Below are 21,232 nucleotides of genomic sequence, written 5' to 3'. Positions count from 1 at the left end.
GAAACTTGAGCATTAGACTAAAGCCTTTTCAATTCCTCTCGCTCAGGCAGATCTTTAGGTAAAATCACATCCCAAACCAAGCCAATAGTTTCCAAGTACTGTAAAACTAACCAACCAATATCAACCTGCCCTTTCTCTAGTGCTAAGTTGGCAGAGCCAGGAAAGGCGTGGTGGTTATTGTGGTAGCTTTCTCCCATCGTCAGCAACGCTGCAAAGGGAACGTTATGACCTTGAACGTGGGCTTTTTCAACGTGCCAATCTCGGTGCCCGTGGTTATGCGCAAAATAACCTATCAACCAATGACCTACTACACACACTGACACTCGCATACAAATGCCCCAAATAAACCAATCTATGCCGCCGAGCACGAACAATAAAATAGCTAGCGGAAGTTGTTGCAGCATCCAAGTTATTTCCATCCATTTGTATACACGATCGTTAGTAACAGACTTTTCGATATTGAAGGTAGGTGGATGCTTTAGTTTAATGTCGCAGAATACTTGCCAAAAGAAGTCAATCCACATTGGTTGTTTGTGTCCAAAGTAATCATGACAATATTCCTGTCGCTGCGCCCAATCTCGCATGTCATGTGTTTTTATCATGCCTATGGGCCCAGCCAACCCAACAATGACGCCTAAATGCACAAACAAATACTCCAACCATAAAGGGCATTGGTAGCTTTTATGTATTAGACGACGATGCATACCAAGAGAATGCCCCAAGCAAAGCGAAATGATTGTTGTTAATACAAATACAATTAGCGTAGTAAATGAAAAGGTATAATAGCCGCCAATAAAAGCAACTGAAAACATGCTTCCCATCCAGAGCATTTTGGATACAGAAACAACGACTTTGCCCTCTTTCGCATTGCTGTGTGCCGTGGTAACAACTCTTTCATTGGCGTACATAATTGTTCTCCTTTTGCTGACTTAACCCTTAGCCGGTACAAATAACTCTTCAAGCAGTAAGCTTGCTGTTTGACCAATTGCATACTCTTGGAGAGGACCGAAATACCATACAGGGTCAAGAAAGCGATGATAATGAATAGTCAAGATCACTTTTGTGCTCCCATCTTCGATAGGTGTAAATCTGATTTCAGTTCCCCTCAATCGAAGGTAATTGCCAATATAACTGGAGTCTTCCAAAAAGGTCGTTTGTATATAATCCTGTTCAACACTCGACAACTCTAAAATCATATTCCCTTTGTGGGTATTGGTAACAAACCAGCGGTGATAAACAAAGTCGATAGTATGTATATCGCCTGATTTTAGTGTTCCTGCGTCAATGCGGCTTGGCATTGGAAAAAGGCTAAGTAACCAATTTCGCTCTACCTCAAGTTGCATTGGTTGTGTCAATTTATGCTTTATTTCAGCGGTAGTGGAGTTAACAATCAACTCTTTAGTTACGGAGTAATCGCGATTGAAACTGGTACTGGGGATCACCCCTTCAAATGCACTCATAACAATCAAAACAGGCAGCACGTGCGCATAGTGCTTATTTTTATCAGTATGATTGAGATATTTCACGAGTAATTCAAAGAGATACATCAAAAAGATAATGGCGAAGTAGATTGGCATAAACATGACAACACATATAATACCTTCAAATAGAACAATGGAAGTACCCAACATCACAATCAATGACCAAAGCACAATATGCAAGTAATAGTGGTGTAAACTTGGCTTCTCGGGCTTTTCCACAATCGACAACAACGCCAATGCTACTAAGAAAGGGATACCGACATATAATAATGCTGTTTTATCAAACTCATATGAGATAAGCAGTCTAATAAGCAATGATGCGAGGCCAATTACTAACAAAATATATATATTGCGGAGGCGCTTATTGAATGTTTTATTTAACTCTGAACTTGACTCAGACATGGTGTTTTCCGATATTTTGAGTTAGTGTTATCATACGTATAAATTAGTTAATTAACTATTTAGTTAAATATATAATCAATGAGTAATGTTTTTCAAGCTTTATCTTCCCCTGTTCGCCGAAAAATATTAGCTTTTTTGTCCGAGGCCAGTTTAACTGCGGGTGAAATAGCCGATAAATTTGAGATGAGCAAGCCTGCCCTTTCTAAACATTTGGGGATTCTGTCTAATGCAGGGCTGATTGGCTCAGAGAAAAAAGGACAATTTGTGCACTACTATTTGGTGAAAGAAAACTTGTTCGCAAGTATGAATGACTTTCTGGTCGATTTTTGCCCAGAAGGAAAGCCATTGAAAATCGCGAGCCAAAATATAGCGCAAGAACGCCGTGACGAAGACGAGCGACAAAGTTAAGACTTTAGTTAATATCTGAAAGTCTTTAAGTAAAAAAAAGAGCCAAGTCGATGACTTAGCTCTTTTTTTAATTGGTGCGGAGAGCGGGACTTGAACCCGCACGTCTGTTAAGACACCAGCCCCTCAAGCTGGCGTGTCTACCAATTCCACCACCTCCGCGTATTTTTTAATTAATTTGGCACATCTTCAGATGGCTTATCTTCTTCGTCTACTACCACAGCCGGCGCAGGAATGTCACTAGATGCAGGTGCTGCTGGTAAAACGGCAGGAATGTCAGCACTCGCGGGTAGCTCAACTGTTGGCGCTTCAAGCACTTCAAATTCATCTACTTCTGTATTGTTGTTCGACGCAATTGTACCAAGTGTTAAGCTGATACCAAAAAACAGAGTGGCAAGTATCGCCGTCGTCTTCGTCATAAAGTTACCAGAACCTGAAGAACCAAATACTGTGTTGGAACCGCCAGCACCGAATGATGCACCCATATCGGCACCTTTACCCTGTTGGATAAGAACAAAGCCAATTAGTACTAGTGCAACTATTAAATAAGCTGCCATTAAAATTTGATACACAGTGTATTCCTCGTTAACTTGCCGCTTGGCAAATTGCTGTAAAGTCTTCTATTTTCAAACTAGCGCCACCAATGAGGCCGCCGTCTATATCATTTTGAGCGAACAGTTCGTTAGCATTCGATGCGTTAACGCTGCCACCATATAACAATCGAATGCTTTGTGCTGCAGATGCATTCAATTGAGCTAATTCTTTTCTAATAAAAGCATGCACTTCTTGCGCTTGCTCTGGGCTTGCTGTTTTACCCGTACCTATCGCCCATATTGGCTCGTAGGCGATGACTGCAAGCTCAATATAAGTATTTGAACAGACTGAAGCAACAGCATCAAGTTGAGCTTTCACAAAATCAAACACTTGGCCTGATTCTCTTACTTCAAGAGGCTCACCTACACATAATATAGGCACTAAACCAGCTTCTATAACAGCTTTCACTTTCGACGCTACAATATCATTTGCTTCGCCGTGATTCTCTCTTCGCTCTGAGTGGCCTACTATTACGTAGCTGACCTTGCATTCCTTAAGCATTGATGTGGAGAGTTCCCCTGTATGGGCTCCAGAAGTAAATGAACTTACATTCTGGGCACCTAAGGAGAATTGTGCCTGTTCAAAAGCAGTTAGATAACAACTTGGTGGACATATTACTACATCTACGTCGCTTGTTTTTTCGAGACATTTTACAAAGTCTCGAACTAGCTCGTTGTTTCCATTCATCTTCCAGTTGCCAGCAACTAGAGGCTTTCTGATTTTGTTATTCACATAAACTCCGTTTCAACAGTTAATCAAAGAGTGATTAGATATCTCGACAACCTTTATGAAAGCGGCGGCGATAATACCCAACCATTCAGCAATATACAAGTATTTGACGCTGAAATTCTCTACTCAAATCGACTTATGATGACTTTTTAACCACTTCGGCAATTTTCTCAGCCCAAAAATCACTTAAGGCTTTGTCAACAGCTTCAACCATTACTCTAATAAGGGGCTCAGTACCGCTTTTTCTCAACAATACTCTGCCAGCATCACCCATTTCCGTTTCAGCCTCTTTAACAATGGCTACAACTGAGTCGTTTTCAAGAGGATTTATTCCAGTATCTTCAAATTTAACGTTTATTAATCGCTGGGGGAATTTTTCAAAGCCCGAGTTTAATGATGACATCGACATGTCAGAGCGCAACATTGCTGCAATAACTTGAAGCCCAGCAACAATACCATCACCCGTTGGCGCGTAATTCAAATTGAGTACGTGACCAGAGTTTTCGCCACCAACGCGCCACCCCTTGCGCAATAGCTCTTCCATTACATAACGGTCGCCTACATCCGCTCTAGCGAAAGGAATACCTAGTTTTTCGAGTGCGACTTCCATTCCGAGATTCGACATTTTTGTACCCACAACACCGCCTTTCAACTCACCATTTTTCATGGCTTCGCGTGCGATGATGAAAATGATTTGGTCGCCATCTAAAATGGCTCCCTTCTCATCAACCATCATTATGCGGTCGCCGTCACCGTCGAGTGCAAAACCAAGATCAGCGTTATGCTCTTTAACTGCTTCAACCGCAGCACGCATAGAGGTAGCACCTACCTGATGATTAATGTTCGTTCCGTTAGGGCTTGTGCCTATTTCAATAACCTCGGCACCTAGCTCTGATAATACGTTTGGCGCTATGTGATAAGTGGCACCATGAGCACAATCAACAACAATTTTGAGGCCTTTAAGGGACAAGTCAGATGGGAATGTGCCTTTACAGTATTCAATATATCGGCCTGCTGCATCTTCAATTCTGCTGGCTTTGCCTAATTTATCTGACTCTACGCAAGTCATAGCCTGTTCGAGTTGCGCCTCTATCGCCAATTCTATGTTGTCATCGAGTTTGTGACCTGTAGACGAGAAAAATTTAATACCATTGTCATAATAAGGATTGTGCGAAGCACTTATCACAATGCCCGCTTCCGAACGAAATGTTTTGGTTAAATAGGCAATTGCAGGGGTTGGCATGGGCCCCAACAAGCCAATATTAATACCCGCTGCTGACAGCCCTGCTTCTAACGCTGATTCAAGCATATAACCAGAAATCCTGGTGTCTTTACCAATTAATACTTTATTTGTGCCTTGTCCTGCTAAAACCTTCCCTGCTGCATAACCAAGCTTGGTCACGAATTCTGGGTTTATAGCACTTGTTCCTACCTTCCCACGAATTCCATCAGTACCAAAATACTTGCGTTTGGTCATCTTATTTCCTTTTAAATTCTATTCTACCATTTGCAGTTTGTTGACTATTTTCACTGCGTCGCTAGTCTCTTCCACATCATGCACGCGGATAATGCTTGCGCCTGACAATGCGGCAATGGTAGCAGTAGATATGCTACCTGCCAAGCGATCACCCACCTCTTTATTCAATAAATTGCCAATCATAGATTTTCTTGATGTGCCTGAAAGCACGGGCAAATCGAACTGGCTGAAATCAGAGATATGCTTCAATAGTTGATAATTTTGTTCCAGTGTTTTACCAAAACCAAAACCGGGATCGATAATAAGCTGTGAATAAAGGATGCCAGCGTTAACACACTCTTTAATGCGCTGCTCGAAAAAATGAATAACGTCTTCGACAATATCGTTACATTCAGGTGAATCTTGCATGCTCTCGGGTGAACCTCGCATGTGCATGATACAAGTAGGCACACTGTGTGTTTTGGCAGCCCAGACAGCCGCATCGAGCGCACCTTGATCGCGAAGCGCTTTTACATCATTGATCATTGTAGCGCCTGCTTTTACGGCTTCTGTCATGACTTGCGCTTTGTATGTATCTATCGAAATCACAGCGTCTACGTCGGTCGATATTTTCTCTATTACAGGAATTACTCGGTCTAGCTCTTCTTGTAGAGAGACCGGTGTAGCGCCTGGTCGTGTAGATTCTCCCCCGATATCAATAAAACTAGCACCGGCATTCACCATTTTATGGGCTTGAGAAATAGCGCGCTCGATTTGTGCAAATTTCCCACCATCGGAAAACGAATCAGGGGTTACATTTAATATCCCCATGACTTGAGGGCTATCGAAACTCACTTCTCTTGTTTTGAAAATCATTGTTCTATGTCTTGCTAGATTCACTGAAGCCCCAGATTGCAATAAAAGCAAATTTATTTCATTGTTTCTAATCAAATATTATGCAAATAATTTTGATTTGTCGTAAATAATGCTTTTGCAGCACCAACAAAAACGCTGGCATTATAGCCAGCGTTAAATCACATCACGACAAAATAGCTAGTGAGTTACATCACTCGGATCGGCAGCACCAGCATCATTGTCTTTGCTTTCACCACCGGCGTTTATAGAAGCACCACCCGATGGCTTATCTGAATCAGACTTTTTATCGTTCTCCCAATCAGCCGGCGGACGAACTTCCGTTCTATTCATCAAATCATCGATTTGTTTGGCATCAATCGTCTCGTATTTCATTAGCGCGTCTTTCATGGCTTCAAGAATATCCATATTATCTTTCAATATAGATTCTGCTAATCTGTAGTTACGGTCGATGAGGGCTCTGATTTCAGCGTCGATGTCACGAGCAGTTTCAGCAGACATTGGATTGCCGCCACCGCCCATAAACATCTCGTTCTCATCGTCTTTGTAATTGATCGGCCCCATCTTTTCAGACAAGCCCCACTGCGTTACCATTTTTCTCGCAATGTCGGTTGCGCGCTCTATATCATTGGAGGCACCGGTTGTGACTCCGGCTGAACCCAATGTAATTTCTTCAGCGATACGACCACCGAACAAGCTCGCGATGCGCGATTCTAACTCTTCTCTTGAGTTACTGTATTTGTCCTGTTCTGGCAAATACATGGTCACACCGAGCGCTCTGCCGCGAGGAATAATAGAAACCTTGTACACCGGATCATGTTTCGGTACCAAGCGTCCAACAATTGCGTGTCCAGCTTCATGATAAGCCGTATTGGTTTTCTCTTCCTCAGACATAACCATGGTTTTGCGCTCAGAGCCCATCATGATTTTATCTTTGGCTTTATCGAACTCTTCCATGCTCACTACGCGTTTGTTCGTTCTTGCAGCAAACAGAGCAGCTTCGTTAACGAGATTAGCGAGATCAGCACCAGAGAAGCCTGGTGTACCGCGAGCGATAAGTGATGCTTCAACATTGTCGCCCAATGGCACTTTGCGCATATGAACTTTGAGAATTTGTTCACGCCCACGAATATCTGGAAGGCCAACCATCACTTGGCGGTCGAAGCGACCAGGACGCAATAGCGCAGGATCGAGCACATCCGGTCGGTTAGTTGCCGCTATAACAATAATGCCTTCATGACCTTCAAAGCCGTCCATTTCAACCAACATCTGATTGAGCGTTTGTTCACGTTCGTCATGCCCACCACCATGGCCAGCACCACGCTTACGGCCTACAGCGTCAATCTCGTCAATAAATATAATACAAGGTGAAGATTTTTTTGCTTGGTCGAACATGTCTCGAACACGCGAGGCACCAACACCCACAAACATCTCTACGAAATCCGAACCTGAGATGCTGAAGAACGGCACTTTTGCTTCACCCGCTATCGCTTTAGCGAGCAAGGTTTTACCCGTTCCTGGTGGTCCTACCATTAGAACACCCTTAGGAATTTTGCCGCCTAGCTTTTGAAATTTAGTAGGGTCGCGTAAGAAATCAACCAATTCGGTTACGTCTTCCTTCGCTTCATCACAACCTGCTACATCGGCAAAGGTTGTTTTAATTTGATCTTCACTTAACAGGCGCGCTTTGCTCTTACCGAATGACATCGCACCTTTACCGCCCCCACCTTGCATTTGACGCATGAAGAAAATCCATACACCAATCAACAAAAGCATCGGGAACCAGTTGATGAAAATAGATGCTAGTAATGATTGCTCTTCAGCTGGTTTGCCGTTTACCACTACCTTTTCGTTAGCTAAGAGTTCATCCATTAATTTACTGTCGTAGTAAGGGATTTGCGTTGTAAAAGTATCGTTATTATTCCTAACGCCTTTTATTTCACTTTTAGCCTGATCAACGGTTACCTCTTTTATGTCACCGCGCTTAACTTGCTCAAGGAAAGTAGAATATGGCACCTTCGAGCTTGGACTCTCGCCACCTGATATATTTTGAAACACCATCATAAGCACAACTGCTATGACGAGCCATAAAATGAGATTCTTTGCCATGTCGCTCAACGCTGCATACCTCTAAAAGTAAAAATGAAACTTGCATTTGTTTTTATATCCATACGCAGCTATTAGCGTATTAGATGACTCGAAGACTACTATATTACAAAATTCTTCGCTATAACGAATGTGTATTGACCTTCTTTTATGAAGACTAGTTCACAAAATCCTTATTTACCAAGCAAAACCTATGAAGAAGGTCTCGTTTTTGCTAAATGCGGAATGAATTAGGAATACTACATAGATAAAGGTAGAATACGCGTTTTCAAGGTGTAAACCATAAACTAATCGTAACAAAAGATAAAAAATGAAACTAACTAATAAACAAAAGCAATATCTAAAAGGTTTAGCGCACCCTCTCAAGCCAGTAGTGCAACTAGGTAATAACGGGTTAACCGAGGGCGTTTTGGCTGAAATCGAAAATGCCCTTTCGTTCCATGAATTAATTAAAATTAAAATTTCTTCGGATGATAGAGAAGAAAAACAATTGATCATGGACGCTATTGTGGGCGAAACCAAAGCGATACTCGTTCAAAAGATAGGGCATGTGCTAACGATATATCGAGAAAGTGACGAGAAAAAGATCAGTATTCCCAAAAAATAGCGACAATTTAATAGCTCAATATAATAAAAGCGTGTAGATATAGAACGCTGATACAAGAGAATGAGATATGACGACAGACAATAAAAAAGTTGCGATAGTTACAGGCGGTTGTTCGGGATTGGGGCACGCTACTGCTTCAGTATTAGTAAAACAGGGTTATCATGTTGCGATCTTCGATATGAATGCAGATGCGGGAAGCGATAGAGTAGCAGAGTTTGGTGCTGCTGACTGTAGCTTCTACAAAGTCGATGTTACTGATGATAGTAGTGTTGAAACTGCCGTAGATCAGGTTATGAAAGACTGCGGGGAAATTCGCTTGTGTGTTAATTGCGCAGGAGTCGCACCAGCCAAACGCATCCTCAATAGAGATGGCGACGCCATGCCATTGGCTAATTTTGAGTCTGTTATTAACATTAATCTTGTTGGTACGTTTAACGTGTCACGAGTAGTTGCTAGTGCAATGGCGAAGAACACAGTATGCCCGACGAGTAACGAACGAGGCCTTATAGTTAATACCGCCTCGGTTGCTGGCTATGAGGGTCAAATTGGTCAAACAGCGTATGCGGCGAGTAAAGGGGGGATTATTGGATTGTGTTTGCCTATGGCACGCGACCTTGCCGCGCTGGGGATACGCGTTAACACCATTGCACCTGGCATCATGGGAACGCCAATGCTACTTGCCATGCCTGAAAATGTGCAAGAGGCCTTGGCACAAAATGTTCAATTCCCCAAACGTTTAGGTTTGCCCGAAGAGTTTGCTAATTTAGTTGTTCATATGAGCGAAAACACTTATATGAACGGTGAAACGGTGCGTTTAGACGGTGCGCTGCGGATGCCACCTAAATAAGTTAACAAAATTAAGATGCTGGCTCAGAGTAATTATCACTCTTCTGAGCCACCATTTACTAGATTGGCGATATTGTAGAGCCTGTTTACTGCAGCGTAATGCACACTCTTCTTAGGATAGCGACCCTTCGAATTAAGTTCCCCAGCCTCAACGCCCATCAAAATTGCTAGGGTTTCATCCACGCTAGATACTGCATATACATTGAATAGGCCATCGTCTACAGCTCGAACAATTTCTTTGTCCAACATTAAATTTAACGCATTCGATTTGGGTATGATAACCCCTTGTTTTCCATTTAATCCACGTTGTGAGCAAAGCGAGAAATAACCTTCAATTTTTTCGTTTATCCCGCCTACCGCTTGTACCTCACCGTATTGATTTATTGACCCCGTAACTGCCACACCTTGCTCGACAGCAATATCAGTCAATGCCGAAATTAACGCGACAAGTTCTCCCAGGGATGCGCTATCGCCATCAATGTAGCCATACGACTGCTCAAGAGCGATATTTGCCGATAAGGTCAAGGGAAAGTACTGCGCATATTTGTGGCCCAGATACCCTGTTAGTAACATGACGCCTTTTGAGTGAATAGGTTGACCTAATTCAACTTCCCTTTCAATATCGACTACGCCATTAGAGCCTGCATACACGGTTGCGGTAATTCTGGCGGGCGTACCAAAAGCCGTATCACCAACCTCTAAAACGGTGAGACCATTCACCTGTCCGACCGTTCTATCTTCAGTGCCGATAAGCACATGCCCTTCGCGGATATCTTCTAAAAGTGCTTCACTCACTCGCCCTGTTCTTCTTTTCTTAGCTTCAAGCGCCGCTTCGATATGCTGAACCTCAAGCACATGAAGTTGGTCTTGCATACAAAAGTAATTCGATTCATTGATAAGTTCGATAACGTCAGCAAAGCGGGCACTCATTTTGGTTTGATGCTCAGCCAGTCGCAGGCTGTACTCAACTAATCTCGCCATTGCCTGCTGACTGATTGCACTTAAACCTATCTGCTTCGCGTGCTCTTTGCTGCGCCCCACAAAATCATTCAAATTTTGTTGTTCGAGAGGGATTTCATGATCAAAATCGACCAATACCCTGAAAAGCTCTTTAAATTCATCATCATAGTCTTGAAGTGTATAATATAGCTCGCGAGAGCCAAGTAGTATTACTTTCACACTCAGTGGAATAGCTTGTGGGGTTTGCGTTATCGAGTTCACCATACCCACGTCTTGCTGCGGAAGTTCTATTTTGAGCTGACCGAATTTTAGTGCCAATTTAAGCGCCTCCCAAACGAAGGGTTGCTCTAATAACTTATCAGCATCAAGTAGCAAGTAGCCCCCATTTGCCCTGTGTAGAGCACCGGGCGTAATCATACTATAGTTGGTATACACACTGCCTTGTACGCTCGTGTATTCAATTTTGCCAAATAGGTTTTGATGTGTGGGATTTGGCTCATATACGATGGGGGCTCCAGCATTATCAGCATGGCTCACCAAGATATTTGGCACGTAGGTGTCGACCAAAATCATGCGTTTATCATAGTCGTCTTGTTTCTCTTCATGACGCTCAGACTTTGAAGTGGGTGCTAAAAGTTCAGTAACGGTGTCAATAAGATGGGGTTTTAGTTGGCGTAAATGCTTTAATATCGCGATATCACCGGCATGTTTATGCTCAAGTTCTTTTAATAACCCTCGAATACCTTGCTCAGCCGTTTCTCGCTTAAGTTTTCGCTGTTGCTCGGCGCTTTCGCGCTGCCACAAAGGAACTTCTATCAGGGCCTCACTTAAACAAGCCTCTAAATCGTCGATTAAATCATAGTAGTGCTGGCGCTGCTCATCGCTTTGGCGAGCGAAATCGTTATCAGTAATAGCTTTGCCATCTACGATAGGTGAGAAGCTTATTGAGCCCGCCTCTTCTACCAAAGCTACACCTTTGCTAAGCGCTATTTTTTCCACTTCATCAATAGCCTTGTCGTAACGAAGTTCGTTTTTACGGGTTATTGCGGCTTTTTTACGCTGATAACTAGGATTCTCATAAACTGCTGGAAAGGTATCCATTATCTCATCAAGGAGATTTTCAATATCTTTAACGAATGATTTACTCTGATTACAAGGTAGCTGCAACGCGATGGGCTGTCGTTCATCATCAAAATTGTTTAGGTAACACCAATCATTTGGAGTCTGTTGCTTTTGAGCTTGTTCATTGATCAGACTATGCACCAAGGTGTATCTACCTGTTGCCTGCTCTCCCATCACATACAAATTGTAGCCTGTGGCATGTACACCTAAGCCAAAGCTCAATGCCTCTTTAGCTCTTGATTGCCCAATCAAAGCAATAGGCACATGCTTGGCTTGCATAGCTTCTTCAAGTTGCTCAAAAGCTATTGAAGCCTTGAGATCACTTGCTGGAATTGCTAATGATTTTTTTTGTTTTGCTAGCGTGGTCTGAGGTTCTGACATAGATAAATGTTAAATCTCTTTCAAAAATATGATGCGTTGAACACAATTATTTGCCCATGGTAGTGGAAGTCCAAAGTGATTGCTTATATTTTTCATCAAAACTGGAACGTTGGCAGAAAAAACCATCGTTTTTTAGATGAAACTCGACAAAAACATCATACAAAATACCAAACTATGGTGAAAGCGAGCGTATCTCGAGCTTAATTGAACAATTAGCAAGGGTTTATGCTTTCTTCTATTGTCGAATTGCCATGATAAAAGGTATTCTATAGGGAATAAAACAACGACAAAGTTTGAGAAACAAACCGACATGACCAACACCTCTACTTCAGCGCAAAATCAGTCAGGCGCAAGCGAAAACGTTTACGATCCCAAAAAGGTTGAAGATGCAGCACAAGCCCATTGGAACGATACTAAGGTTTTTGAAGCTAATCAGGACGACGACAAAGAAAAGTTCTATTGTCTATCGATGTTCCCCTATCCAAGCGGTCGTCTGCACATGGGCCATGTTCGGAACTACACCATCGGTGATGTAGTCAGTCGTTTTCATCGTATGCAGGGAAAAAACGTTTTGCAACCGATGGGCTGGGATGCTTTTGGTCTACCGGCTGAAAATGCTGCGATAAACAATAAGACCGCGCCAGCAAAGTGGACCTATCAAAATATCGAGTACATGAAAACTCAGCTAAATTCATTAGGGTTTGGTTATGACTGGAGCAGAGAGCTCGCGACCTGCAAGAAAGACTACTATCGCTGGGAACAATGGTTTTTCACTCGTTTGTTCGATAAAGGCTTGGTGTACAAGAAAAACGCCACTGTTAATTGGGATCCAATTGATCAAACTGTTTTGGCCAACGAGCAAGTTATCGATGGTAAAGGCTGGCGCTCAGGGGCTGAGGTTGAACAAAAAGAAATACCGCAATGGTTTATTAAAATTACCGATTACGCCGACCAGCTTCTAAACGACCTCGATAAGTTAACAGACTGGCCACAGCAAGTCGTTACGGCACAGCGCAATTGGATTGGACGCTCTGAAGGTGTCGACGTAAGTTTTGACTTAACAGATGAAGTTGCTGGCGAAAAAACCATCGAAGTGTACACGACGCGTCCCGACACCTTATATGGTGCCTCCTACCTAGCCGTTGCCGCAGGTCATCCCTTGGCGTTAGAAGCAGCTAAGGCAAGCAAGGAAATTCGGGCCTTTATTGACGAGTGTAAAAATACAAAAACCACTGAAGCCGACATGGCAACAATGGAAAAGAAGGGTATCGACACGGGCTTTCAAGTGTTGCACCCACTCACAGGTGAAAAATTACCGGTTTGGATTGCGAACTTTGTGTTAATGGGTTACGGCTCTGGTGCCGTGATGTCGGTGCCAGCTCATGATCAGCGAGACTGGGAATTTGCTACCAAATACCAGCTTCCTATATTGCAAGTGGTCGAGTTCAGAGAAGAGCATGCTCAAAGCGCAAATATTAGCGAAGCTGCTTATCCGGAAAAGAATACCTTAATCAACTCTGGTGAATACTCCGGGATGTCGTTTGAAGATGGTTTTAATGCTATTGCCAGCAAGCTTGCTGAGCTTGGAAAGGGTAAGAAAACCACCAATTATCGACTACGTGATTGGGGCGTATCGCGCCAACGTTATTGGGGAGCCCCCATTCCTGTAGTAAATGATGATGCTGGTAACTCCTTTGCGGTAAATGAATCTGATTTACCCGTTGTATTGCCTGAAGACGTCGTTATGGACGGTGTAATATCTCCCATAAAAGCCGACCCTGAATGGGCAAAAACAACTCACAACGGTCTTCCCATGACTAGAGAGACGGATACCTTCGACACCTTCATGGAGTCGTCGTGGTATTACGCTCGCTATGCATCTGCACCAAACGACGCCATGCTTGACCCAGCAGAGGCAAATTATTGGTTGCCAGTTGATCAGTATATCGGCGGTATCGAGCATGCTATTTTACACCTGCTCTATGCACGCTTTTTTCACAAATTATTGCGTGACGAAGACTTGGTTACCAGCGATGAACCATTCAAAAAGCTGCTATGCCAAGGCATGGTATTAGCCGATGCATTTTTCACAAAAGATGAAAAAGGTAAAGAAATATGGCATTCGCCGAGCGACGTTATCATTGAAAAGGACGACAAAGGCAGAATAAGCAAAGCAACATTGGCCGACGGCACCGAAGTGCAACATGCTGGTATGATAAAAATGTCAAAGTCGAAAAACAATGGTATCGATCCGCAATCAGTAATTGATATTTACGGAGCAGATACTATTCGTTTGTTTACCATGTTTGCCGCGCCACCAGAGCAAACGCTTGAATGGATCGATTCTGGCGTTGAGGGCTCAAACCGTTTCTTAAAACGTTTCTGGCGCCTAGCGAATGAACACAAAGCTCAGTGTGAAGGTCAAGATGAATTGCCAAGTTCACTGGTCTCAACTTTATCCACCGCATCGTTAAATAAAGAGCAAAAAGCCCTGCGACGTGATATTCATCAGACCATCGATAAGGTAACAGATGACATCGGGCGTCGCCAAACCTTTAATACTGCCGTAGCAAAAGTGATGGAGTTATTAAATCGCCTGCAGAAAGCACCTAATGAAAGCGCACTCGACAGAGCGCTCATACATGAAGGTTTGTTAGCGATGGTGCAGCTACTTAATCCAATTACGCCACATATCTGCGAGGCTCTTTGGAGCTTGCTAGGCGGCGAAGGTGAGCTTCAGTGCTCAAACTGGCCTGTGGTGGACAAGAGCGCTTTAGTCGAGGACGAGAAACTACTCATAATACAAGTAAACGGTAAATTGAGAGCTAAAATGACAGTTGCCGCAGATATCGATAGCCAAAGCGCCCAAGACCAAGCTCTACAACAAGAAAATGTGCAAGCGTTTATTGAGGGTAAAACCGTACGTAAAGTGATTTATGTTCCTGGCAAACTCGTGAACATTGTAGCGAACTAGTCAATGAATAGACTCTCAGACGTTTTTGAAGTGCTTATCACAGCAAAGAGTGCCATAGCTTCTTCCCTATGTGCACTCATCAAAGGCTGTAAATTAGCTGTTATTGTGGTGATCGTCGCAGCACTCATGCAGGGCTGTGGATTTAAGTTACGAGGCTCTCAAGCACTGCCCAGCTTTCTTAATAATGTTGTTATCATTACGCAGTTTGATTATCTTCCACTATCGAGGGCACTAGATGAGCGCTTACCTGTTTATCAATTAAACAGTATTGTCGGCGAAAAAACGATACCGGAAGGAATTGAGCCTACTACTGTTGTAGTTATAAAGCTGCAACCAGAGCAACTTGATAGGCGACTTTTGTCAGTATTTTCGACTGGCCAAGTTGCCGAATATGAGCTTATTTACACGGTTGATTACGAGGTAATATTCCCCTTTGCTGAGCCGATATCGGCAACAATGGCAGTTGCCCGCGAGTACCAAGATGATCCTGACCAAGTGTTGGCGAAGTCTCGGGAGCTCGATTTGGTGTTAAATCAAATGCGCCAAGAATCAGCTGATCGAATCATTCGCCTGTTATCTAGCCAATACACACAAGCCCTGAGCTCTATAGAGGAGCGAAAGAGTAAGGCTACGAAAACAAGCGAGCAGCCATAATGCAAGTTTACCCCAATCGCTTCGAACAACACATCGCACAAAATGGATTACCTCCATTTATCATGGTTTTTGGCGATGAACCTCAACAAAAACTAGACATTATTGATGCCGTTAGAGCGAAAGCTAAAGGCTTAGGCTTTGATGAGAGGCAAACCTTAGTTGCCGATAGTGATTTTTCGTGGTCACAGTTGATCGATGCAACCCAGTCGATGTCTTTGTTCTCTGATAAGCAATACATAGAACTCACCTTACCAACAGGTAAACCAGGGGCGGAAGGGGCAAAGGTGCTGAGTGCAATTTGTGACTCTATATCACCTGATACTATTATCCTGATCCAAGGTCCTAAAATAGGTAAAGACGTACAGAAAGCGAAATGGTTTAAAACAATCGACGCCCATGCCATCTTTAGCCTCTGTTATCCGCTTGAAGGAAAGCAGTTGCTGCAATGGGTAACGCAGAGGTGCAAAGAACAAAAGATCAACCTCAGTCAAGCAAGTATTAATCTTATTTGCGATTTTAGCGAAGGTAACCTGCTTGCAGCAAAGCAAGAAATTGAAAAACTCTCTCTATTGTATAGTGGTTCAAATCAAGCCATTGATGCCGACGCCTTAGCAAAGAGTATGGTCGACCAATCACGTTTTACTGTGTTCCAATTTGTTGATGATTTGCTTGCTGGCGATATCCAAAAAGCAATTAAAATTCTGTATCGCTTGGAAAGTGAGGGCGTTGAGCCGAATGTTATTCTTTGGAGTCTAATTAAAGAAGCGCAAACCCTAGCAGAGTGCAAAAGCATGCAACGAATTGAAGGTACAGTGAACTTCAATAAGTTGAGAATTTGGCAAAATAAACAGACACTGTATCGAAGTGCACTGCAACGTTTGAATGATAAAGACCTAAGATTAATGATGGAACATTTACAGCAAGCTGACCTTATACTGAAAAGTGAACAGTCACCGAAACCCTTTGTGTTGATCAGCCACTTGGCGTGTTTGTTTATACCCGCCCCACTTCAACATCTAGCTCTGCGATAATGCAATCCGCACAGGTATTGTTCGGCGGTACTTTTAATCCGCCACATTTAGGACATATACAAGGTTTGCAATGGTTGATGGATGCCCTTTCCATTGAACACATTGGCTTAATGCCGTGTAATATACCTCCACACAAAAATACCTTGAGTATCGCAAACCACCACCGATTAGCAATGTTAGAAATAGTATGTGAGTTAGATACTCGTTTTTATGTTGAAAGCATTGAAATGCAACGAGCTGAGAAAAGTTTTACAGCGCAAACCCTGAGAGAACTCAAACAAAAGTCGCCAAGGCCAATTTGGTTAGTGATGGGAACAGACTCGTTCAATAGCATTCAAAGTTGGCATCAATGGCAAAGCATTTTCTCTTTGTGCAACATAATAGTATTGAAGCGCAGTCAACAGCCGTTAATAAAGATAGACGAAGCGACTCATATCTATGAGCTGGACACTAACACTATGGGCAACAAGACAGTGACTGATATCGAAGCTGTAAAACAAACGCATGGCGTTGTGATAAAAGCGCACTGCCCCATTGTAAATGTATCTTCGACCGAGTTAAGAAGGCAATTATCGCTAAACAAAAACTCAAAAAAGCAAAATCCGTCGTTAATGCTCCCACAAAGGGTGTTAAACTACATACAAGAAAACAAGTTATACGAACCACAATAGATAGGAATGAATTTGAAGCAAAATGAAATAAGTGCGTTTGTCGTTGATAAGCTCGACGATATGAAGGCAAGAGACATCATTCAAATAAATGTAGAAGGCAAGTCAACAATTACCGACTTACTTATTGTTTGTTCAGGCAATTCGAAGCGTCACGTGTCGTCTATCGCTGAAAACTTAGTTGTTGAGATGAAGACTGCCAATATGCCCCCTCTGAGTGTTGAAGGAAAAGAGAGTGGCGAGTGGGTGCTGGTCGATTTAGGCGAAATTGTTGTGCATGTAATGCAAGATGAAACACGTGACTTCTATCAACTAGAAAAGCTTTGGCAATAAGATTTTATCTGCTAGACGGATAAAGCTAGGTTTACTATGCACATACAAGTGATCGCGGTCGGGAACAAAATGCCTAAATGGGTGGTCGAAGGTACGAATGAGTATCTTAGACGATTTCCGCGTGACATGAAGCTTTCGTTTACTGAAGTCCCCCCTGGGAAACGAGGTAAAAACGCTGATGTTCAGCGTATTTTGTATGACGAAGGGCAACGTTGTTTGCAAGCGATACCGAAAGGAAACCGAATTGTAAGCCTTGAAGTACTTGGCAAGGCATTAAATACTGAGCAGCTCGCCGGTGAATTAGAAAGATGGAAAATGGATGGGCGCGACGTTAGTCTCCTCATTGGGGGGCCCGAAGGCTTATCGAAGGAATGCCAGCAAGCGTCTGAGCAGAAATGGTCATTATCGAATCTCACTCTCCCTCATCCTATGGTAAGGGTGATCGTTGCAGAGAGCCTTTATAGAGCGTGGTCGCTTACACAGAACCATCCGTACCATCGAGAATAAAAACAAAAATAAGACAAACTTTACTTATGCCACAAAAGCGTCAAACGATCAGAGACCATACTGCAGAGGCAAATTTATTTGCACGACGAACTGTAGTGTCAATTGCGTTCGTGTCGGCTTTAATGTTGGTGATAATTGCTAACCTTTACACTCTCCAAGTCAGTCAATACGAAGACTATCAAACCCGCTCCAATGGCAATAGAATTAAAGTCCTTCCCGTTGCTCCAAATCGAGGGCTTATTTACGATAGAAACGGCATTATTTTAGCTGAGAATAGACCTGTATTTAGCTTAGAACTGACTCCCGAAGATGTCGATGATCTTGATCAGACTTTAGAAAACTTAACAGATCTAATGAACTTAACTGAAAACGAAATTGCTGAGTTTCAAAAAGCGAGAAAGCGCCAGCGTCGTTTTAAACCGATTTCATTGCGTGAACAATTATCGCACGATGATGTCGCGCTATTTTCAGCTAAGCAACATCAGTTCCCCGGCGTTAGCATAGAAGCTAGATTATCGCGCTATTACCCTTTCAAGAGTGCACTTACCCATATGCTGGGCTATGTTGCTCGAATAAATAAAAAAGATCTCGAAAAGCTAGAGCGAAATGGTCAGCTTGCTAATTATGCTGCAACTCACGACATAGGCAAGCAAGGGGTCGAGCGCTTTCATGAAGAGACCTTACATGGGGAAGTGGGTTATCAGCAAGTTGAGGTGAATAACCAAGGCCGAATCATAAGGGTATTAAGTTTCGACCCACCCATACCCGGTAAAGATATCGTTTTAAATATTGATATTAATCTACAAAAAAAAGCTCAAGAAGTGTTAGCTGATAGGCGTGGTTCAGTGGTAATTACTGAACCAAGCACCGGAGGAGTACTAGCCTTGTATAGTAGCCCCAGCTACGATCCAAATTTGTTCGTACATGGCATTAGTCAGAAAGAATATTCTAAACTCTTGGATTCAAAAGATAGTCCACTTCTTAATCGTGCTACTCAAGGACGTTATCCACCTGCCTCGACTATCAAACCTCATCTGGCGTTGTTGGGTTTAGAAGTAGGTGAAATAGACGAAGATACGACGATAAAAGACCGTGGTACCTATCGTCTCCCTAATGTAAATCATGTTTGGCGAGACTGGAAAAAATGGGGACATGGCGATGTAGATGTCACTCGTTCTGTCGAAGTGTCCTGCGATATTTTTTACTACGACCTTGCCTTCAAGCTGGGTATTGATAGGATCAGCGACAGTATGCAAGCCTTTGGTTTTGGAAAGCGCACTGGTATTGATCTCTATGAAGAGTCAGGTGCAAATATGCCAAGCCGTGGCTGGAAACGAGCAAGGTTTAACGAGCCATGGTATATCGGTGATACGATACCAGTAGGTATCGGACAAAGTTTCTGGAATGCAACACCTCTACAGATTGCCCAATCGCTTAACTTCTTATTGAATAAAGGAAAGCGTCACGTACCTCGTTTAATCAGGGGTTATATGGTAGAAGGTAATGTAGATATGCTACCTATCGAAATGTTAAGCCCAATCCCTATGGTTAATGAGCGAAACTGGGATGTTATACTTGATTCACTGTATGGCACGGTAAATAGACCGCACGGCACTGCACATACTGCGTTTAAAGGCACAGATTATGTGTCGGCAGGGAAAACTGGCACAGCTCAACTTTTTTCAGTTGCTCAAGACGAAGAGTATGATGAAGAAAATGTTGAAAAACGCCTTCGTGATAATGCGATGTACGTCGGTTATGCCCCCTATAATTCTCCTGAAATCAGCATTTCGGTGGTGATTGAAAATGCGGGTGGCGGTAGTTCAAATGCAGCACCTGCTGCTAGAGAAGTGATGGATTATTACTTTACTGAAGTAAAACCAAAAGGTATTGCAGCCGCTCCTAATGTTAATAACAATGATGCTAATAACGCCGATACTAAACGCTTTGTAAATCCAGTTACGATGGAAAATGAGGTAAGTAGTGGCAACTAAATTCAACACCGCCAAAACAACATTTTTAGAGCGCCTGCACATAGACGGCTTTCTATTGTTCGCACTCGTCTGCCTTATGGGTGTTGGTTTGGTCACGATATATAGCTCCGGAGGCCAGGACTGGGACTTAGTAAACCGGCAGCTAACCCGTTTAGGTATAGCACTCTTAGTCATGGTCGTTTTAGCTCAGATTCCACCTATGGCGTATCGCCGGCTCGCGATATATTTCTACGGGTTTGGTCTTCTGTTGCTGCTCGCTGTATTATTTTTTGGCGTTATAGGTAAAGGCGCTCAGCGCTGGCTAGACTTAGGTTTTATACGCTTTCAGCCTTCAGAAGTGATGAAGCTTGCCGTGCCGTTAATGATAGCTTGGTACATTAGTCAGTTTAATTTGCCGCCACGAACACGCAATATTGCTATTGGTTTTGTACTGGTATTTATTCCAACTATTTTAATCGCTAAACAACCTGATTTAGGCACGAGTTTACTGGTAGCCAGTTCTGGCATATTCGCACTCTTTCTATCGGGTATGACTTGGCGGCTTATTTTTGTCATCACTGGGATGGCTGGCGCATTTACCCCGATAATGTGGTTCTTTTTGATGAAGGCTTATCAAAAACAACGGGTGCTGACCTTCTTGAATCCGGAAAGCGACCCGCTTGGCTCAGGCTATCATATCATTCAATCCAAAATAGCAATTGGATCTGGCGGTGTGAGTGGCAAAGGTTGGTTACAGGGAACACAATCACAATTAGAATTTTTACCAGAGCGGCACACCGACTTTATTTTTGCTGTGTTTAGTGAAGAATTCGGTTTAATTGGAGTGGTTGGTCTACTTTTCATATATATGTGTATTATTGTTCGCGGTATGATGATCGCCAATTTAGCGCAAGACGCTTTCAGTAAGTTACTAGCAGGCAGTATTACCCTGACCTTTTTTGTTTATGTCTTCGTAAACATGGGAATGGTATCAGGTCTATTACCGGTGGTTGGCGTACCACTGCCCTTGGTGAGTTATGGTGGCACGTCAATGGTTACTTTGCTGGCGGGTTTCGGGATATTAATGTCAATTAGTACACAAAAACGTCTCATGTCACGATAGCTTAAGA

General features: G+C 43.0%; 19 protein-coding genes and 1 tRNA gene. 11 read left to right on the top strand and 9 right to left on the bottom strand.

What is annotated here, in order from left to right:
• Window positions 1-17 precede the first annotated feature (17 nt).
• Together ISG33_RS04420 and ISG33_RS04415 are read right to left on the bottom strand one after the other, a co-directional pair.
• A complete protein-coding gene (locus ISG33_RS04420; RefSeq protein ID WP_195732309.1) occupies window positions 18-908 on the bottom strand; it encodes an acyl-CoA desaturase in 891 nt (296 codons plus the stop codon).
• 21 nt (window positions 909-929) lie between these two features.
• A complete protein-coding gene (locus tag ISG33_RS04415; RefSeq protein ID WP_195732308.1) occupies window positions 930-1,883 on the bottom strand; it encodes a hypothetical protein in 954 nt (317 codons plus the stop codon).
• A 78-nt stretch (window positions 1,884-1,961) separates the two neighbouring features.
• On the opposite strand from ISG33_RS04415, the gene ISG33_RS04410 reads away from it, so the two are divergent.
• Entirely contained in the window at window positions 1,962-2,291 is a 330-nt protein-coding gene (locus ISG33_RS04410) for a metalloregulator ArsR/SmtB family transcription factor (RefSeq protein ID WP_195732307.1), read from the top strand.
• Between the two features lie 72 nt (window positions 2,292-2,363).
• Here the strand turns inward: ISG33_RS04410 and ISG33_RS04405 are convergent.
• The 6 genes from ISG33_RS04405 to ftsH all read right to left on the bottom strand — a co-directional run bounded on the left by ISG33_RS04405 (window position 2,364) and on the right by ftsH (window position 8,058).
• Window positions 2,364-2,450 (bottom strand) — tRNA-Leu (locus tag ISG33_RS04405).
• Between the two features lie 11 nt (window positions 2,451-2,461).
• The gene (gene secG, locus ISG33_RS04400) at window positions 2,462-2,845 is read right to left on the bottom strand and encodes a preprotein translocase subunit SecG (RefSeq protein WP_195733032.1); all 384 of its coding nucleotides are present in this window, start codon (window positions 2,843-2,845) and stop codon (window positions 2,462-2,464) included.
• Window positions 2,846-2,873: 28 nt separating this feature from the next.
• Window positions 2,874-3,614, bottom strand: a complete 741-nt coding sequence (tpiA, locus tag ISG33_RS04395; protein ID WP_195732306.1) for a triose-phosphate isomerase — start codon at window positions 3,612-3,614, stop codon at window positions 2,874-2,876.
• A gap of 133 nt (window positions 3,615-3,747) precedes the next feature.
• Window positions 3,748-5,088, bottom strand: coding sequence for a phosphoglucosamine mutase (gene glmM, locus ISG33_RS04390; RefSeq protein WP_195732305.1), 1,341 nt, complete (start codon window positions 5,086-5,088; stop codon window positions 3,748-3,750).
• Between the two features lie 18 nt (window positions 5,089-5,106).
• Complete coding sequence (gene folP / locus ISG33_RS04385) at window positions 5,107-5,943, bottom strand: dihydropteroate synthase (RefSeq protein WP_195732304.1); 837 nt, start codon at window positions 5,941-5,943, stop codon at window positions 5,107-5,109.
• Between the two features lie 177 nt (window positions 5,944-6,120).
• A complete protein-coding gene (ftsH, locus tag ISG33_RS04380) occupies window positions 6,121-8,058 on the bottom strand; it encodes an ATP-dependent zinc metalloprotease FtsH (RefSeq protein WP_195732303.1) in 1,938 nt (645 codons plus the stop codon).
• Window positions 8,059-8,356: 298 nt separating this feature from the next.
• Between ftsH and yhbY the strand changes: the two genes are divergently transcribed.
• Both yhbY and ISG33_RS04370 read left to right on the top strand, forming a co-directional pair.
• The gene (gene yhbY / locus ISG33_RS04375) at window positions 8,357-8,653 is read left to right on the top strand and encodes a ribosome assembly RNA-binding protein YhbY (RefSeq protein ID WP_195732302.1); all 297 of its coding nucleotides are present in this window, start codon (window positions 8,357-8,359) and stop codon (window positions 8,651-8,653) included.
• 67 nt (window positions 8,654-8,720) lie between these two features.
• Entirely contained in the window at window positions 8,721-9,500 is a 780-nt protein-coding gene (locus tag ISG33_RS04370) for an SDR family NAD(P)-dependent oxidoreductase (protein ID WP_195732301.1), read from the top strand.
• A gap of 35 nt (window positions 9,501-9,535) precedes the next feature.
• Here the strand turns inward: ISG33_RS04370 and ISG33_RS04365 are convergent, their stop codons facing one another.
• Entirely contained in the window at window positions 9,536-11,962 is a 2,427-nt protein-coding gene (locus tag ISG33_RS04365) for a Lon protease family protein (RefSeq protein WP_195732300.1), read from the bottom strand.
• A 310-nt stretch (window positions 11,963-12,272) separates the two neighbouring features.
• On the opposite strand from ISG33_RS04365, the gene leuS reads away from it, so the two are divergent.
• Genes leuS through rodA form a run of 8 tightly spaced genes read left to right on the top strand, consistent with a single transcriptional unit; the run spans window position 12,273 to window position 21,225 of the window.
• A complete protein-coding gene (gene leuS, locus ISG33_RS04360) occupies window positions 12,273-14,936 on the top strand; it encodes a leucine--tRNA ligase (RefSeq protein ID WP_195732299.1) in 2,664 nt (887 codons plus the stop codon).
• Between the two features lie 3 nt (window positions 14,937-14,939).
• A complete protein-coding gene (locus tag ISG33_RS04355; protein ID WP_195732298.1) occupies window positions 14,940-15,590 on the top strand; it encodes an LPS-assembly lipoprotein LptE in 651 nt (216 codons plus the stop codon).
• Window positions 15,590-16,621 (top strand): DNA polymerase III subunit delta, encoded by a 1,032-nt coding sequence (gene holA / locus ISG33_RS04350; RefSeq protein WP_195732297.1) that lies wholly within the window; start codon window positions 15,590-15,592, stop codon window positions 16,619-16,621. Before ISG33_RS04355 ends, holA begins: the two co-directional genes overlap by 1 nt.
• Complete coding sequence (gene nadD / locus ISG33_RS04345; RefSeq protein ID WP_195732296.1) at window positions 16,621-17,292, top strand: nicotinate (nicotinamide) nucleotide adenylyltransferase; 672 nt, start codon at window positions 16,621-16,623, stop codon at window positions 17,290-17,292. Before holA ends, nadD begins: the two co-directional genes overlap by 1 nt.
• Window positions 17,293-17,298: 6 nt before the next feature.
• Complete coding sequence (gene rsfS, locus ISG33_RS04340) at window positions 17,299-17,622, top strand: ribosome silencing factor (protein ID WP_370545293.1); 324 nt, start codon at window positions 17,299-17,301, stop codon at window positions 17,620-17,622.
• Window positions 17,623-17,658: 36 nt separating this feature from the next.
• Window positions 17,659-18,129 carry a 23S rRNA (pseudouridine(1915)-N(3))-methyltransferase RlmH gene (gene rlmH, locus ISG33_RS04335; RefSeq protein ID WP_195732294.1) on the top strand — a complete coding sequence of 157 codons (471 nt, stop codon included), beginning with the start codon at window positions 17,659-17,661 and terminating at the stop codon, window positions 18,127-18,129.
• A 26-nt stretch (window positions 18,130-18,155) separates the two neighbouring features.
• Complete coding sequence (gene mrdA, locus ISG33_RS04330; RefSeq protein WP_195732293.1) at window positions 18,156-20,123, top strand: penicillin-binding protein 2; 1,968 nt, start codon at window positions 18,156-18,158, stop codon at window positions 20,121-20,123.
• The gene (gene rodA / locus ISG33_RS04325) at window positions 20,113-21,225 is read left to right on the top strand and encodes a rod shape-determining protein RodA (RefSeq protein WP_195732292.1); all 1,113 of its coding nucleotides are present in this window, start codon (window positions 20,113-20,115) and stop codon (window positions 21,223-21,225) included. Before mrdA ends, rodA begins: the two co-directional genes overlap by 11 nt.
• Window positions 21,226-21,232 lie beyond the last annotated feature (7 nt).

It is taken from the genome of Marinibium conchae, from assembly GCF_015595035.1.
In the GTDB taxonomy this organism is placed as follows: Bacteria; Pseudomonadota; Gammaproteobacteria; order Enterobacterales; family Alteromonadaceae; genus Glaciecola.
This window is presented reverse-complemented; position numbering and strand designations above follow the sequence as displayed.